The sequence below is a fragment of the Schaalia odontolytica genome, from assembly GCF_002847525.1.
Classification (GTDB): Bacteria; Actinomycetota; Actinomycetes; order Actinomycetales; family Actinomycetaceae; genus Pauljensenia; species Pauljensenia odontolytica_B.
Map to the genome: position 1 here is coordinate 62,960 of NZ_PKKM01000006.1, position 16,125 is coordinate 79,084.

Consider the following 16,125-nt stretch of genomic DNA (forward strand, 5'->3'; position numbering starts at 1 on the left):
TCTGGCATCGTGGACGCGCTAAGCTGTCGGTAACACCCATGTGAAAGGGGCGCCCAATGGCTCTCACCGAGTATGAGAAGAAGATCCTTGAGCAGATGGAAGCATCTCTGCGCGAGGAAGACCCGGCGTTGGCCTCGCAGATGTCTGCCCCTGTCTCTGACGAACCTGAATCCGAGGCGCCTGCGGCACCTCGTGGTCCGCGGCGCATCGCGCTCGGCCTGACGGGCGCCGTCCTGGGCATGATCGTTCTGGTTGCCGCTGTCTCTCTGGGCTACTCCGTGCTGTCGATCCTCCTGGGGGTCGCCGGTTTTGCTCTGACCGTCGCCGGTGTGCTCTATGCGCTGTCGCGGCCCGGGGGCAGGGCGAGTGCCACCGAGAAGTCCGCCTCCGACAAGAAGAACGAGAGCGGTGGTTGGGATTCCTTCATCCAGGATCAGGAACGACGCTGGGATAATCGAAAGGATAACGACTGACGTCGTACGCACACAGCTGACGAAGTGGGGCGCGCCGGGAGACCGGGGCGCCCCACTTTGATATGTCGCATGTGATTGTGGCGAATACGGGCTGAGACGTTCCATCGGATCCACCTGAGATTCCCTGCTCTGTGGTGTTGTGTGAGTCGCTCGGTGTTCCTCCACCTTGCTCCCCACCCTGCTCCCCGGGGTTCCCCGCCGCGCTCCCCACTGTCCTCCCTGAGAGGGGGGCGCTGTTCTCTGAGTGCGCCCAAACCTCGTGAAAACATTGTGATTGCAATGAAAATGCGCTCCTTCATCCGATGATACGGCCAGTGGTGAGAGGTGTTGTCGTGGGCGTGACGCACCGAATGTGTGCAAGATTTCCCCCACTTTTCTCCACCTGAATTTTTCCCTGAAACCAAGCCGTTTCTGGACTATGTTTTTCACGCCACGCCGTAAGTTTTTGTGTAAACATGGGGTGTAGTGGGTTAAAGTGGGGGAAAGTTCCGAACAGGGGAGGGCGGTGACATGTTCCTCGGTACGTACGAGCCCAAGCTCGACGACAAGGGTCGCATGTTCCTGCCTGCGCGCTTTCGCGAGGACATGGAGGGTGGAATCGTCCTCACTCGCGGCCAAGAGCACTGCATCTATGCATTCCCTGCCGCGGAATTCGAGAACATGACCGCGGAACTGCGCCGCGCGCCCCTGTCGTCCAAGCAGGCGCGTGACTGGATCCGCGTGATGCTCTCGGGAGCCTATAAGGAGATTCCGGACAAGCAGGGGCGTATTAGCGTCCCCGCAGACCTGCGTGCGTATGCGGGTCTGGATCGAGAACTCGCCGTCATTGGCGCGGGATCGCGAGCCGAAATCTGGAACGCCTCGGCTTGGCGCGACTACCTCGCGGTTCAGGAAGAGGTCTTCTCCAATACAGCGGAAGAGATCATTCCGGGAATGTTCTGACCCGTGTTCTCAGGTCTCCGCCCGCTGTTCCGACATCACTTCCCCGATGGCGGAGCACGGTGGGGGACCTGGGTGCACGGATCGCAAGAGACGTAAAGGAGGCGCGGCATGCGCGATGCATCGGACTCGGTGCGCGATTTGTCGCGCCCCGCGAGCGAACGCCACGTTCCCGTACTCCTCACGGAGTGCCTCGACATGCTGGCCCCCGCGATTGATCGTCCCGGCGCTGTCCTCGTGGATGGCACCCTGGGGATGGGTGGACACACCGAGGGTGCGCTCGAGCGCTTCGAGAACCTGACGGTCATCGGCATCGACCGCGACCCTCAGGCGATCGCCCTCGCCTCTGAGCGACTTGAGCGTTTTGGGACGCGTTTCCGCGCGGTCCATACCACCTACGACAACATTGATGAGGCGGTCGAGGACCAGCTCGGTCAGGGTGCGCGCGTGGACGGCATCCTCATGGACCTGGGTGTGTCCTCCTTGCAGCTCGACGAGGCCGAGCGTGGCTTCGCGTACTCCAAGGATGCGCCCCTGGATATGCGGATGGATTCAACCACCGGTCCCAGTGCAGCCGATCTGCTGGCCACGGCCTCGGAAGGTGAACTGATCCGAATCCTGCGCACCTACGGCGAAGAGAAATTTGCGCCGCGTATCGCTCGGCTCATCATCCGTCGCCGCGATACTGCGCCGATCACGCGCACCGGGGAGCTCGTGGACATTATCCGCGAGGCGATCCCCGCCCCCGCGCGGCGCACCGGCGGTAACCCTGCCAAGCGCACCTTCCAGGCGCTGCGCGTCGCCGTCAACGACGAGCTGACCATCCTCGAACGGGCGCTTCCCAGGGCCCTTGGAAGCCTTCGAGTGGGTGGACGCCTGGTCGTGGAGTCCTACCAGAGTCTCGAGGACCGGATAGTCAAGGATGTTCTGCGTCGCGGGTCGACCAGTAGCGCTCCTCCTGGACTGCCGATCATCCCCGAGGAGATGGCTCCCAGCCTGCGCCTGCTGACGAAGGGTGCAAACAAGGCCGATCAGGCCGAACAAGACCACAACCCCCGATCCGCATCCGTGCGACTGCGCGGTGCGGAACTCATCCGCGAATGGAAGGACCTCTCATGAGTGCAGCAACTGCGAAGGCACGTCCTGCAGCGCGTCCCGAGCTGCGCCGCGAAGAGGCCCACGAGCTGCGCATCGTCGAGGGAACCCGTCCTCGCCGTTCGGTCGCCGCGATCCTCATGCTCTTCGTGGCCGTCGCTGTGGCCTCCGTTGTCGTGTCGATGGTTCTCAATACGCGCATGGCTCAGACCTCGTTCGAGATTCGCGAGCAGCAGCTCGTCCTCAACGAGCTGGAGGCCCAGTCGTGGACGATGCGTGCGGAACTCGATCGCAAGGCCTCGCCGACGGAGCTCGAGAAGGCTGCGAAGGCAAACGGAATGGTGCCCGCGGGTAAGTCGGGCTTCATTACCCTCGAAACTGGTACCGTCGAGGCTGGGACTCCCGCGAAGTAACCCGGAAGGCGAGTACCAATGGATACCGTCATTACCCGTTCGCGATGGATCGTAGGCATCCTTGTTGGTGCCCTGTGTATCTGTGGCGTGCGTTTGGTTCAGCTGCAGATCATCGAGGGGCCGTCTCTGGCCGCTCAGGGCCAGCGCGTGCGTACCTCCTCGACGGAGGTGGCTGCTGCGCGCGGCACGATCACCGACGCGACGGGCGTCGTCCTGGCGAACTCGATCCAGACGTACGACATCGCCGTCAACCAGGTGAACATTCGTGCCTTCGTTCACCGCGACGATGATGGTAACGAGGTCGGTCGTGGTCCTGCGGAAGCGGCGCGCCTCCTGGCTCCGATCCTCGGCATGAACGAGGCGGAGCTTGGCGGCATGATGCTGGGTGACTCCACCTACGTGTACATCAAGCGCAACGTGGATGCGGTGTCCTATCGCGAGATCCGCAAGCTTGACATCTACGGCATTGAGTGGGAGTCCGTCTTCGAGCGCGAATACCCCAACGGCAACGTGGCAGCCCCCGTTATTGGGACGGTCAACGCCGAGGGGCAGGGCTCCTCCGGCATGGAGGCCCAGTTCGACGCGCTGCTCACGGGTACGCCCGGCGCACAGGCCTTCGAGATTGCGCCCAATGGTGCGGTGATGCCCGGCGGCAAGAAGACGACCGTCGAGCCGAAGAACGGTGGCAACGTGGAGCTCACGTTGCACGCTGACCTGCAGCATCAGGTCCAGGACCTGCTGGATGCGCGTGTCGCGAAGCACCAGGCCGACTGGGGTGCGGTCGTCATCGAGGACGTGGCAACGGGTCACGTGCTCGTGATGGCGGATTCGAACTCCAAGGAACCCGACAACGCTAACCCCCAGAAGGTGCACGCCGTTCAGGACACCTTTGAGCCCGGTTCCGTGGGCAAGCTCGTTACCGTGGGTGCAGCCCTCAACCAGGGCACGATCACGCCCACCAGTGTCTTCCAGGTGCCCTATGCCCTGGATCTGCCCGACGCGGGCGGTCCCATCACCGATTTCCATGAGCATGATGGCGAGACTCTGACGGCGACGGGCGTTCTTGCGGAGTCGTCAAACACCGGCACCGTCTTGATCGGTCAGACGATGAGCGATGAGCAGCGCTACTCCATGATGCGCGCCTTTGGTTTCGGTCAGGAGACGGGTATTGAGCTGCCCGGCGAGTCCGCTGGCCTGATGCGCAGTTCGGATCAGTGGCAGGGGCGTGACCGCTACGTGACGATGTTCGGTCAGGCCTACGCGATCACCGCGATGCAGGAGGCATCCGCGATGGCGACGATCGCGAACGGGGGAGTGCGCATTGCTCCGCATATCGTGAAGTCGTGGACGAACGCGGATGGAACGGTCGAGGTTCCCGACACGAGCCAGCCGGTGCAGGTGATGGACGCAACGGCGGCCTCGCAGCTGCTCACCATGATGGAATCCGTCGTCGAAGATGACCTGGGCACCGCTGGTGCGGCCAAGGTTCCGGGATACCGGGTGGGTGTCAAGACCGGTACCGCTGAAACGATCATTGACGGCGCATCGGGCCTTGTGTCGACGACTGCAGGCATCATTCCCGCGGATGCTCCGCGTCTGGCGATCGCGGTCGTACTCTACAACCCGAGGGTGGCGTCGGTCTCATCCGATTCGTCGGCGCCGCTGTTTGGCGACATTGCGCGCACCGCCGTCGGCAACCTGGGTATCCCCGCCTCCACGTCGTCCGCTAACCTGTATCCGACGACGCCGTGAGTCTGAAGGAGTAGAGCATGCAGACATCAGCACAGTGGATTGCTGAGGCAGTGTCGGGTCGCCTGGTCGGTCCCGATGTGCTCGTGACAGGCCCGGTGGTCACTGACTCGCGTGAGGCAGGCGAGGGATCGCTCTACGTCGCGCGCCGCGGCGAGGCCGCCGACGGGCACTCCTTCGTGTCGGGCGCCGTCGAGCGCGGTGCCGTTGCCGTCATCGTTGAGCATGAAGTCGACGAGGCCGTGGCTCAGATCGTCGTGCATGATTCGACCGAGGCGCTGGGAGCCCTGGCGCGGGCACACGTTGACAAGCTGCGCAGCGGGGGCGACCTCGACGTCATTGCGATGACGGGTTCGGTGGGCAAGACCACGACGAAGGACCTGCTGCTCCAGATCATGAGCGAGGACGGGCCGACGGTGGCCCCCAAGCTTTCCTTTAACAACGAGGTCGGCCTGCCGCTAACCGTTCTCCTGGCTGATGAAACGACGCGTCACCTCGTTCTCGAGATGGGCGCCTCGGGCCCCGGCCACATCACCTACCTGACGGACATCGTCGCCCCGGACGTGGCCATTGAGCTGTGCGTGGGACATGCCCACGTCGGCGGCTTCGGCGGGTTCGAGGGAGTTGCCGCAGCAAAGGCCGAACTCATCCGCGGCACTCGTCCGGGTGGTCCCGTCATTCTCAACACCGACGACCCGAACGTCGAGGCAATGGCACCTCTGGCAACCGGTGAGGTGATCCGCTTCTCCGCCTCGGGCGATCCTCGCGCCGACGTGCGCGCGCTCGACGTGCGCCTCGATCGTGCGGATCGTGCTTCTTTCACCCTCGTGGCCCCTCAGGGCCAAGCGCAGATCGACCTGAAGATCGTCGGACGGCACCACGTGGCGAACGCGCTGGCCGCCGCTGCCGGCGCGCTGACCCTCGGCGTCGGCCTGGAGACCGTGGCCGCAGTCCTGTCGAGCGCCCGTGCCCTGAGCCCCCACCGCATGGACGTGCACGAGCTCACCGTGGAGGGCACAGAGATCACTTTGATCGATGACTCCTACAACGCGAACCTCGACTCGATGCGCGCGGGCATCGCGGCGCTGGCCTCGATCGGCTCGGACGCTCGCAAGATTGCTGTTCTCGGAGAAATGCTGGAACTGGGTGAAGACTCCCAGCCGCTGCACGAGCAGGTGGGGTCGCTGATCGCCGATGCGGGTGTCGACACACTCATTGGCCTGGGCTCGGATGCCCACTACTATCTAGAGGGAGCACCAAGCGTGCCTCATCGTGAGGTCGCATCGGATCCCGAGCAGGCCGCGCGCCTGGTGATTGAACACGCCGTGGATGGCGCCGTCATCCTCGTCAAAGGCTCCTACGGGTCACATTCGTGGCAGGTCGCAGACATCCTGCGAGAGAAGGGAACGAACCGGTGATTGGACTTATCTCGGCGTTCATTATCGCCATGGCGCTGTCCGTGACGGGCACGCCGCTGCTCATCCGTTTTCTGGTGCTGCACCAATACGGTCAGTTCATTCGCCAGGACGGTCCGACCCAGCACCTGACCAAGCGTGGCACGCCCACGATGGGTGGCGTCGTCATCATTCTGGCGACCGTTGTCGCGTGGCTGATCGGCTCAGCGGTCGCCGGTGCGGGCCCGTCGTGGTCCGGCCTGCTGCTCGTGTTCCTGTTCGTGGGCTTGGGCGTCATCGGCCTGCTCGATGACGGCATCAAGATCATGCGTCAGCGTTCCCTCGGTCTGCACCCGTCGGGGAAGATCATCGGACAGGTTGCAGTGGCGTCGCTCTTTGCGCTGGGCACCCTGATCATGCCGAACGAATTCGGTGAGTACGCGGGTACGCTCGAGATTTCTTTCGCGCGTCCCACTGCCCTGACCCTGGGTTTTGCGGGCCTGGGTCTGGGCATCGTTCTGTACCTCATTTGGACCAACCTCATCGTGACGGCGTGGTCGAACGCGACGAACCTGACCGACGGCCTGGACGGCCTCGCGGCGGGTGTGTCCATCTTCGTGTTCGGGGCCTACACCTTCATCACCTACTTCCAGCGTATTCAGGCATGCACGCAGCTGGGCGCGAATCAGGCGAATTGCTACTCGACGCGCGACCCTCTCGACTTGGCGATTTTCTGTGCCGCGCTGATCGGTGCGTTGGCGGGCTTCCTGTGGTGGAACGCGTCGCCTGCGCAGATCTTCATGGGTGATACGGGCGCTCTCGCACTGGGTGGCGCGGTCGCCGGCCTGTCGATCCTCACTCAGACCCAGCTGCTCGCCATCATCGTCGGCGGTCTGTTCGTGGCTGTCGTGCTGTCGGATGTCATCCAGATCGGCGTCTTCAAAGCCACCGGAAAGCGCGTGTTCCGTATGGCTCCTCTGCATCACCACTTCGAGCTGCTGGGCTGGAAGGAAGTCACGATCGTGATTCGTTTCTGGCTGATTGCTGCGATCGTCGCGGTCGCCGGTGCGGGTATGTTCTACGCGGAGTGGGTGTCTCGTCGATGAGTCGTCTCGCTGCTGTTGTCGGTTGGGGCAAGTCTGGTCAGGGTGCGGCGGGAGCATTGCTTGCCCGCGACTGGCAGGTGCGTGCGTTTGACGCGCGCGGCGGGCAGTCACTCTTCTTTGACGACGTCGCCGGTGTTGAGGTCCACGCTGAGCAGGACCCGACCGCCCTCACGAGCGCGATCATCGAGGCCGGCCCCGACCTCGTCGTCGTGTCCCCGGGCGTGCCCGCGCACCATCCTGTGTTTGCTGCCTGCGAGCAGGCAGGAATCGACCTGTGGGGAGAGGTGGAACTCGCCTGGCGTCTGCAGGAGGAGGGCCCGCACGCGGGACGTCCCTGGCTGACGGTGACGGGCACGAACGGCAAGACCACGACCGTGGGTATGCTCGGTCAGATCCTGCGAAGCGCGGGCGTCAAGGTGGAAGAGGTCGGCAATATCGGAACTCCGATCACGCGGGCCATTGATTCCGATGCTGAGGTGTTCGCGGTTGAGCTGTCGAGCTTCCAGCTGCACACGGCACACACGGTGTCGCCGCTGGCGTCGGTCTGTCTGAACGTGGACGCGGATCACCTGGACTGGCATGGGAGCGTCGAGGCCTACGCAGCCGACAAGGCCCGCGTCTACGAGAACACGATCAAGGCGTGTATCTATCCCGCGTCCGATCGACGCGTTGAGGCCATGGTGGAGAACGCGGACGTCGTTGAGGGTGCGCGCGCCATCGGCCTGACGCTCGCAGCCCCCTCGGTGTCGCAGTTCGGCATCGTTGAGGGGCTCCTGGTCGACCGCGCATTCGTGGAGAACCGCGCGCGGCAGGCGGCTGCCCTCGCGCACGTGTCCGATCTGTCGGGGGCTTACGGGGCGCACCCGTCGGCTGCCGTGTTGTGCGATGCGCTGGCGGCTGCCGCGCTTGCCCGCGCGTACGGCGTCGAGGCCGAGGCCGTGGAGGAGGGGCTGCGGTCCTTCCGTCCGGCAGGTCATCGCCGCGCGATCATCGCCCATGCTGCGGATCTGACGTGGGTGGATGACTCTAAGGCCACGAACGCTCACGCCGCACGCGCCTCGCTGGCGGGGCTGCCTCCTCGCAGCGCGATTTGGATTGTTGGAGGCGACGCGAAGGGTCAGGATTTCACGGAGCTCATCAAGCAGGTCGAGCCGATCCTGCGCGGTGTCGTCGTTATCGGCGAGGACCGTTCTGCCTTGGTTGCTGCCCTGGCGGAAGGCGCCCCTGAGGTTCCCTTCGTAGAGGTTGACGGCCACGAGGACTGGATGTTCTCCGTCGTGAACGAGGCTGTGGCACTGTCGATGCCGGGCGATACCGTCGTGCTCGCACCCGCGTGTGCGTCGTGGGATCAGTTTGACAACTACGGTCAGCGTGGCGATGCGTTCGCTGACGCGGTGTCGCGCCTGGCTACCCAGTGGGGGAGCGCCGGTGGCGACGAATAAGCGGGGGTGGCATATCCCGACGGTCACGCTGCCTCGAATCCGTTTTGGGTCCGGCCAGGAACGTCAAGAGGATCCGGTGACGACGTACTATCTCGTCGTCCTTCCGGCCATCGTGCTCTCGGTGTTTGGTCTTGTGATGGGTTTTTCGGCGCAAACGGTCACGTCGATCGCGCAGGGGGAGAACCCCTACACGGCGTATGCACGCCCGCTGCTCATCATCGTCGTCTCCCTGCTGATCGCGATGATCGTCCAGTTGGTGCCCCAGCGCTGGTTCGTCTATCTCGCGCCGGTCATGTTTGTGGGGGCGCTCGGCTTCCAGACGCTGGTCCTGAGCCCGTTGGGCCGTTCCGAGGGCGGTAACGCGAACTGGGTGAAGATCGGTCCGATCATGGCCCAGCCGTCGGAATTCCTGAAGCTCGCGCTCATCGTCTTCTTGGCACTGATGGTCTCGAAGTCGGCGTCGAAGCGCTCGGATTTGCGCGCGATGGCGGTAGCGGTTGGCCTTCCCATCCTTATCGCCCTGGGTGCGGTCATGCTCGGCCGCGACATGGGCACGGCGATGGTCGTTGCGGTGGGCGCTCTTGGTGCCGTGTGGGTGGCCGGCCTGCCGAAGCGTTGGTTCGGCGGTCTCGTCATGCTCGCTGTGCCGACGATGGTGCTCCTCGTTCTGTCGAACCCCACTCGTATTCGTCGTATCCTCGCGATCCTGCCGGGCACGTCGAAAGGCCCGGATGAGTCGGCTCCCGAACAGATCGACCATTCGCTATGGGCGCTGGGCTCGGGTGGTCTGACTGGACTTGGCCCCGGGGCATCGCGAGAGAAGTGGAACTACCTGCAGGCGGCCCACACGGACTTCATCTTCGCGATTGTCGGCGAGGAATTTGGCCTGCTTGGCACCCTCGCTGTCCTTGTGTGCCTGGGCCTGCTGGTGTGGGGCATGATTCGCGTGGCCCGCGAGTCCTCGGATCTGTTTGTCGTCGTCGTGTCTTCGGGTGTCGCCTCGTGGATCGGCGTTCAGACGACCATTAACGTGCTGTCGGTGACGGGTCTGGGCCCTGTTATCGGCGTTCCGCTGCCGCTGGTGTCCTACGGCGGATCATCCTTCCTCTTTACGATCACTGCGATCGCGGTCGTGGCGTCGTTTGCGCGCGCCCGTGCAGGCATGCGGATGATCGGTCGGCCGGACGAGGCGTCGGCGGGGCGCGACCCCCGCGTGGCACCCCGTCGGCGCGCGGCTCGCTAAACTGGGGCTACGCACGCGTAAAGGAGACGCTTATGGTCAAGGTTGTGATGGCTGGCGGCGGGACCGCCGGCCACGTGAATCCTCTGCTCGCGACAGCAGCACAGCTGCGTGAGAGTGGTGCCGAGGTCGTGGTTCTGGGGACGTCGGCTGGTTTGGAGTCGGATCTGGTTCCGGCTGCCGGCTTCCCACTGGTGGAGATTCCTCGCGTGCCGTTGCCGCGCCGTCCTTCCCTCGCCTTCTTCACCCTGCCGTCGCGTTTCTCGGACGCCGTGAAGCGTTGCTCGCGTGCCCTGGAAGGGGCCGACGTCCTCGTTGGTTTCGGCGGCTACGTGTCAACGCCCGCGTACATCGCGGCCAAGCGCGCGGGTGTCCCGATCGTCATCCATGAGCAGAATGCTCGCCCGGGCCTGGCCAACAAGGTGGGAGCGCGCAATGCGGCGGTCGTCGCCCTCACCTTCCCATCGACCCCTCTGAGTGCGCGTAGCGGCAACACGGTCGTGACGGGCCTGCCTCTGCGTGCGGCAATTGCAGATCTGGCGAGCCGCCGCCAAGATGCGCAGGGGGCGGCGCAGGCGCGCCGGGAGGCTGCCGAGCGTCTGGGCGTGAACCCCGATGTGCCGACGCTGCTCGTCACGGGTGGTTCCCTAGGCGCACTGCACGTCAATGAGTCGATGACCGGGGCCGCCGATGCTCTTCCGGAGGGTGCCCAGGTCGTGCACTTGACGGGCCGGGGCAAGGATGAGCCTGTGCGCGCCGCCGTCGAGGCAGCGGGCCTGTCGGATCGTTGGCACGTCATTGATTACCTGACCACGATGGAGGACGCGCTGGCCGTTGCGGATCTCGTCGTGTGCCGTTCGGGTGCGGGAACCGTGGCCGAGATGGAGGCCCTGGGCCTGCCCTGCATCTACGTGCCGCTGCCGATCGGTAACGGCGAGCAGCGCCTGAATGCGTCGGACCACGTGGCCGCCGGTGGAGCGCAGCTCATCGACGATAAGGACTTCACGGCTGACTTCGTGCGCCGCAATGTATTCCCGCTGCTGGGCTCGACGCGTCTGGCGGACATGGCTGCCGCCTCGCAGTCCCTGGGCCGCGCGGGTGCGGCTCGCGCGTTGGCTGATCTGGCCCTGGAACAGGTGAAGGAGGGCGGCCATGAGTGAGCCGACGCTGCAGGATCGTTTTCATCTGATTGGTATCGGCGGTGCCGGCATGAGCGTTGTTGCCGAGCTGCTGGTATCGCGCGGTGCGACCGTGGAGGGCTCGGACCGCGAGGAATCCGCGGTTCTTGAACATCTGCGCTCCGTTGGTGTGCGCGCGTTCGTCGGGCACGAGGCCTCGCACGTGGACCCGGCCTCTGTGGTCGTTGTGTCGACCGCGATCCGCGAAGACAACCCGGAGTTGGAGATCGCGCGCGAGCGCGGCCAGCTGGTGATCCACCGTTCGCAGGCGCTCGCGCTGGCGGCGTCGGGCATGCGCTTTGTGGGCGTTGCTGGCGCGCACGGAAAGACGACGACGTCGGGCATGCTGGCGATCGCGCTGTCGGCGTGCGGCCTGGATCCGTCCGTCGCCGTGGGCGGCGTGCTGCCGCAGCTGGGAACGGGTGCTCACCTGGGTGCCGGCGACGTGTTCGTTGCCGAGGCCGACGAGTCCGATGGGTCGTTCCTGAATTACTCTCCGGCGATCGAGATCGTCACGAATGTGGAGCCCGATCACCTGGACCGATACCACTCGCGCGAGGAGTTCGAAGAGATCTTCGTCGAGTTCGCTCGTCGTTTGGTCCCCGGTGGCCTTCTGGTGACGTGTGCGGAGGATGAGGGCGCTGTGCGTCTGGCGGACTCTGCTCGCAGCGAAGGATTGCGCGTCGTGACGTACGGGCGTGCGGAGCGCGCGCTCCAGGCACCCGATGTTGTGATTTCCGATGTACGCGTCGAGGCTCACGGAGCCGGCGCGTCCCTGACGTGGGGGGAGCGCAGCGCGTCGCTGACGTTGAGAGTGCCCGGTGAACACAATGTTCTCAATGCGACTGCTGCGTGGGTGGCCGGTATTGAGTGCGGGCTCGAACCCCAGGTGATTGCCGATGGCTTGGGCGAGTTCACGGGCGCGGCCCGTCGCTTCGAGGCGCGTGGCCAGGTTGGTACGCGTCGCCTGTTTGATGACTACGCCCATCACCCGACAGAGGTCGAGGCTGCGATCCGCGAGGCGCAGGTCGTCTCCGGAGAGGGTGAGGTCACCGTCGTGTTCCAGCCGCACCTGTACTCGCGGACCCGTATCTTCGCCGAGCGCTTTGCGCAGGCCTTGTCGGGCGCGGACCACGTCGTCCTGGCGGGTATCTATGGTGCACGCGAGGATCCCGAACCCGGCGTGGACTCCACGCTGATCGCGTCGCGCATCGAGGGGGCGTCCTACATCGAGGACATGCACGAGGCCGCTCGCTTGGCCGCTTCGCTGACCCCCGAGGGTGGCCTGTGCCTGACGATGGGTGCGGGTTCCATCACTCACTGCGCGTCGGACGTGCTGGATGAGTGGAAGCGGATGGAGGCATGAGGCCGCCTTCCCCAAGGCGTCCGGGGGGCTCGCGCCCTCGTGACGAGCGTCCGTCTGATACGGGTGAGGCCGGCTCACCTTTCGACGAGATTATCGCTTCGACGCCCGAGCCCGAGGAAGTTGGGGAGGCAGAGAAAACGACCCGCCGTCCCGTCTCGCTGGTGGAGCGCCGCCGCGCGCGCTCGGTGGTTGACCGGCCACTGCCGGTTGCCGATGCTGCGTCCGTGCTGGGAGGCGAGGAAGCGGCGGACCTGGGCGATCGCCTGCGCGAGCGTCATCGTGCGCGTCGTATGCTCGTTGCGCGTCGTATTGCGCTCACACTTGTGACGCTCGCTCTAGCTGGCGGCGGTGCATGGGTTGCGTTCTTCTCGCCGATTTTTGCGTTCTCTTCGTCAGCGGTGATCGTCTCGGGTGAGGACGGCGCACTCGTGACCGCTGACTCCGTGCGCTCGTCGATTGCGTCTTTTGAGGGCGTGCCGTTGACGCGTCTGAGCACGTCTGCGGTTGCGCGCGCGGTCGAATCGAATGTTGCGGTGCGTTCGGCGACGGTCACTCGTCGGTGGCCGACGAGCCTGCGTATCTCCGTGACGATGCGTACGCCTATGGCTGTGGAGGCAGGCACCGGCGGCTATCAGCTGGTGGACGACCAGGGTGTGGCGTTCCAGCAGGTTGCCAGTGCGGGGGACTACCCGGTGGTCACGCTGCCAGAAGATCGCAGTGTCGGTGCCGCCGATATCGCCTCAGCACTGGGCGCGCTGGATGACAGTACGCGCGCGCAGGTGGCCACTGTGACGTCGACGGGCACGCAGGTGAGTTTCACGCTGCGTGGCGGTCAGACTGTCAAGTGGGGAACGAACGCGGATGCGCCTCAAAAGGCGAGAGTGCTCGCCACGTTGCTGGCGAATGTGAAGGCGACGACCTACGACGTGTCATCGCCGAATCACCCTGTGACCAGTTAAGCCTTCTTTGTTGTCCGCGTGTTGGCTTGAAGGATCGCTCGCGGACCCCTAACTTCTTTCCGACACGAAGCACGTTAAACATCAACCTTCAACTAAAGGTTGAGGGTCTGATGCAAGGGAGACATCCATGGCGACACCGCAAAACCACCTGGCAGTGATCAAGGTCGTCGGCGTCGGGGGCGGCGGAGTTAACGCCGTGAACCGAATGATCGAGGTCGGCCTCAAGGGCGTTGAGTTCATCGCGGTCAACACTGACGCGCAGGCTCTGCTCATGTCTGATGCCGAGACGAAGCTCGACATCGGCCGCGAACTGACGCACGGCCTGGGAGCCGGCGCGGATCCCGCGGTCGGGCGTAAGGCTGCCGAGGACCACATCGACGAAATCACCGCTGCGCTCGAGGGTGCGGACATGGTCTTCGTGACCGCCGGTGAGGGCGGTGGCACCGGTACTGGCGCTGCCCCCGTCGTCGCCAAGATCGCCCGCGACGCTGGCGCCCTGACGGTTGGCGTCGTCACGCGTCCCTTCTCCTTCGAGGGTAACCGCCGTGCAGCCCAGGCCGAGGGTGGCGTGACCACGCTGCGCGAAGAGGTCGATACCCTCATCGTGATCCCCAACGATCGTCTCCTGGAGATCTCCGACGCGAACATCTCCGTGCTCGATGCCTTCCGCGCTGCCGACCAGGTCCTCCTATCGGGTGTTCAGGGCATCACCGAGCTGATCACGACGCCGGGCCTCATCAACGTGGACTTCAACGATGTCAAGTCGGTCATGAAGGATGCCGGTTCGGCCCTCATGGGCATCGGTGCCGCGACCGGCGAGGATCGCGCGCTACGCGCTGTCGAGAGCGCGATTTCGTCTCCGCTGCTCGAAGCGTCGATCGACGGTGCGCACGGCGTGCTCATGTTCTTCCAGGGAGGCTCCGACCTCACCCTGCAGGAGGTCTTCGCTTCTTCGCAGCTTGTGCGTGAGGCCGCCCACCCCGAGGCCAACATCATCTTCGGTAACGTCATCGACGATGCCCTCGGAGACGAGATTCGTGTCACGGTCATCGCTGCCGGCTTCGACGACGCGACCGACGCTCAGCTGTCGCGTCCCACCGCTGCCCGCGTTGCGGCACCCGTCGCTCAGCAGCGTCCCGCTGCTCCCGAGGCGAAGGCTCCCGCTGCCGAGACCACTCGCATCAGCCAGGTGTCCACGCGTCGCCCGCTGCACCGCGCCGACGTGGCAGCGCCGGTTCGCGAGGCTGCTCCTGCCCCCGTCGAGGCGCCTGCGGCCGTGGAATACGAGGAGTCCGAGTCCGAGCACTCCTTCGAGGTTCCTCGCGTCTACCCTGAGGCCCCGGAGAAGGAAGAGCTGGATATTCCCCCCTTCCTGCGCTGATGACTGAACAGCTCTGGGCCGGTGCCCGGGTCCACCTTACTGAGGTGGACCCGGGCACCGGTGCGCTATGCGGCAATGTTGGCTTGCATGTGGGTGATGATCCATCCCTCGTTCGCGAGCGGCGTCAGTCGCTCGCGCAACGGCTGGGCCGCGACGTCGTCTGGATGGATCAAACTCACTCGACCCGGGTCGAGCTTCTTCGGGTGTGTGGTGATGAGCTCGTTAACGTGGATAGTGAGGCCGCGCTCGAGCATCCAGCGCCGGGGGAGTGGGGTCCCGTCGATGCCGATGGCGTCGTCATCGACGCTCGCGGTTGTCAGGGGGCTCCTGCCCTTGCCGTTCAAACAGCCGACTGTCTCCCCGTCGTCTTTTCTGCCGCTTCCGGTCAGATCGTCGCGGCCGTGCATGCGGGCAGGCGCGGCTTCCTCGGAGGAATCATCGCTCGTGCGGTGGAGCGCATCCGCTCCCTCGCTGACGGTCCCATCGACGCTCTCATTGGCCCGGCAATCTGTGGGAGCTGCTACGAGGTGCCCGCAGGAATGGCCGAGGAGAGCGAGGCCCTCATGCCCGGCATTCGCACTCTGACGTCTTGGGGGACCTCCGCGCTTGACCTGCCTCATGCCGCAGCCTCCTCCCTTGAAGCCTTGGGGGTGGACGTCGATATCGATGCGCGATGCACCCGAGAAGACCCTTCTCTTTTCTCCTATCGCCGCGACTCCTCGTGCGGGCGTCAAGCGCTGATTATCGTTCCCGCCTGACCTCGGCTCCCGTCCGCGAGGGTCCCGTGAACGTGCCACGCTGTGCCACGGCCTCGTCGATGAATGCCCCGTGATGAGGGTCGCCAGCACCCCTACTCGCGACGCGCCGAGCGCCCTGCGAGGCGAGGCCGCTCGGTAACTGTAGCTTGTGGCTATGCATCGGCTGAAGGAGGAACAATGAGCGAGTCGTTCGGTGCACGCGCACGTAAGTTCATGGGCTGGTACTCACCCGAGGAGCCCATCGATGAATTCGAAGAATTCGATGAGGTGGAAGAGGTAGCACCCGTGGCCGACATTACTCCCGTGTCCCGCCCGACCCTGACGAGCATTCGCCGTGAGGAGCCGGCTGAGGACCTCACGCGCATCGTGACGATCCACCCCACCGCCTACTCCGATGCCGTGACGATCGGCGAGGCGTTCCGCGATGGCACGCCCGTCATCATCAACCTCACCGACATGGGTGAAGAGGAGGCGCGTCGCCTCGTCGACTTCGCCGCCGGTCTGACCTTCGGACTGCACGGCGTTATCGAGCGCGTCACCAACCGCGTGTTCCTCCTGTCCCCGGCTTCCGTCGAGGTCCAGGGCGACAACACGTCGGGCCGACGCGGCTCGCTGTATAACCAGGGCTGAGA

General features: G+C 64.8%; 15 protein-coding genes. All 15 read left to right on the forward strand.

What is annotated here, in order from left to right:
* The first annotated feature begins 56 nt into the window (after nt 1-56).
* Nucleotides 57-473, forward strand: a complete 417-nt coding sequence (locus CYJ22_RS05290) for a DUF3040 domain-containing protein (protein ID WP_007587707.1) — start codon at nt 57-59, stop codon at nt 471-473.
* 510 nt (nt 474-983) lie between these two features.
* Nucleotides 984-1,415, forward strand: a complete 432-nt coding sequence (mraZ, locus tag CYJ22_RS05295) for a division/cell wall cluster transcriptional repressor MraZ (RefSeq protein WP_007587853.1) — start codon at nt 984-986, stop codon at nt 1,413-1,415.
* A 108-nt stretch (nt 1,416-1,523) separates the two neighbouring features.
* Nucleotides 1,524-2,531, forward strand: coding sequence for a 16S rRNA (cytosine(1402)-N(4))-methyltransferase RsmH (rsmH, locus tag CYJ22_RS05300; protein WP_007587830.1), 1,008 nt, complete (start codon nt 1,524-1,526; stop codon nt 2,529-2,531).
* Complete coding sequence (locus tag CYJ22_RS05305) at nt 2,528-2,920, forward strand: hypothetical protein (RefSeq protein ID WP_007587764.1); 393 nt, start codon at nt 2,528-2,530, stop codon at nt 2,918-2,920. The genes rsmH and CYJ22_RS05305 overlap by 4 nt, the downstream gene beginning before the upstream one ends.
* Before the next feature lie 18 nt (nt 2,921-2,938).
* Entirely contained in the window at nt 2,939-4,672 is a 1,734-nt protein-coding gene (locus CYJ22_RS05310; RefSeq protein WP_007587728.1) for a peptidoglycan D,D-transpeptidase FtsI family protein, read from the forward strand.
* A 17-nt stretch (nt 4,673-4,689) separates the two neighbouring features.
* Nucleotides 4,690-6,087, forward strand: a complete 1,398-nt coding sequence (locus CYJ22_RS05315; protein ID WP_007587849.1) for a UDP-N-acetylmuramoyl-tripeptide--D-alanyl-D-alanine ligase — start codon at nt 4,690-4,692, stop codon at nt 6,085-6,087.
* Nucleotides 6,084-7,169: a phospho-N-acetylmuramoyl-pentapeptide-transferase gene (gene mraY, locus CYJ22_RS05320; RefSeq protein WP_007587839.1), complete on the forward strand. Its 1,086-nt coding sequence runs from the start codon at nt 6,084-6,086 to the stop codon at nt 7,167-7,169. The genes CYJ22_RS05315 and mraY overlap by 4 nt, the downstream gene beginning before the upstream one ends.
* A complete protein-coding gene (gene murD / locus CYJ22_RS05325; RefSeq protein ID WP_101601636.1) occupies nt 7,166-8,611 on the forward strand; it encodes a UDP-N-acetylmuramoyl-L-alanine--D-glutamate ligase in 1,446 nt (481 codons plus the stop codon). Before mraY ends, murD begins: the two co-directional genes overlap by 4 nt.
* The gene (locus CYJ22_RS05330) at nt 8,598-9,854 is read left to right on the forward strand and encodes an FtsW/RodA/SpoVE family cell cycle protein (RefSeq protein WP_207760511.1); all 1,257 of its coding nucleotides are present in this window, start codon (nt 8,598-8,600) and stop codon (nt 9,852-9,854) included. Before murD ends, CYJ22_RS05330 begins: the two co-directional genes overlap by 14 nt.
* Before the next feature lie 32 nt (nt 9,855-9,886).
* Nucleotides 9,887-11,011: an undecaprenyldiphospho-muramoylpentapeptide beta-N-acetylglucosaminyltransferase gene (gene murG / locus CYJ22_RS05335; RefSeq protein ID WP_007587873.1), complete on the forward strand. Its 1,125-nt coding sequence runs from the start codon at nt 9,887-9,889 to the stop codon at nt 11,009-11,011.
* Complete coding sequence (murC, locus tag CYJ22_RS05340; protein ID WP_007587724.1) at nt 11,004-12,395, forward strand: UDP-N-acetylmuramate--L-alanine ligase; 1,392 nt, start codon at nt 11,004-11,006, stop codon at nt 12,393-12,395. The genes murG and murC overlap by 8 nt, the downstream gene beginning before the upstream one ends.
* Entirely contained in the window at nt 12,392-13,354 is a 963-nt protein-coding gene (locus tag CYJ22_RS05345; protein WP_207760512.1) for a cell division protein FtsQ/DivIB, read from the forward strand. Before murC ends, CYJ22_RS05345 begins: the two co-directional genes overlap by 4 nt.
* A gap of 127 nt (nt 13,355-13,481) precedes the next feature.
* Complete coding sequence (gene ftsZ / locus CYJ22_RS05350; RefSeq protein WP_007587808.1) at nt 13,482-14,735, forward strand: cell division protein FtsZ; 1,254 nt, start codon at nt 13,482-13,484, stop codon at nt 14,733-14,735.
* On the forward strand, nt 14,735-15,493 hold the full coding sequence (locus tag CYJ22_RS05355) for a polyphenol oxidase family protein (protein ID WP_101601641.1): 759 nt from the start codon (nt 14,735-14,737) through the stop codon (nt 15,491-15,493). The genes ftsZ and CYJ22_RS05355 overlap by 1 nt, the downstream gene beginning before the upstream one ends.
* A 177-nt stretch (nt 15,494-15,670) precedes the next feature.
* Nucleotides 15,671-16,123 (forward strand): cell division protein SepF, encoded by a 453-nt coding sequence (locus tag CYJ22_RS05365; RefSeq protein WP_007587720.1) that lies wholly within the window; start codon nt 15,671-15,673, stop codon nt 16,121-16,123.
* Nucleotides 16,124-16,125: the final 2 nt, after the last annotated feature.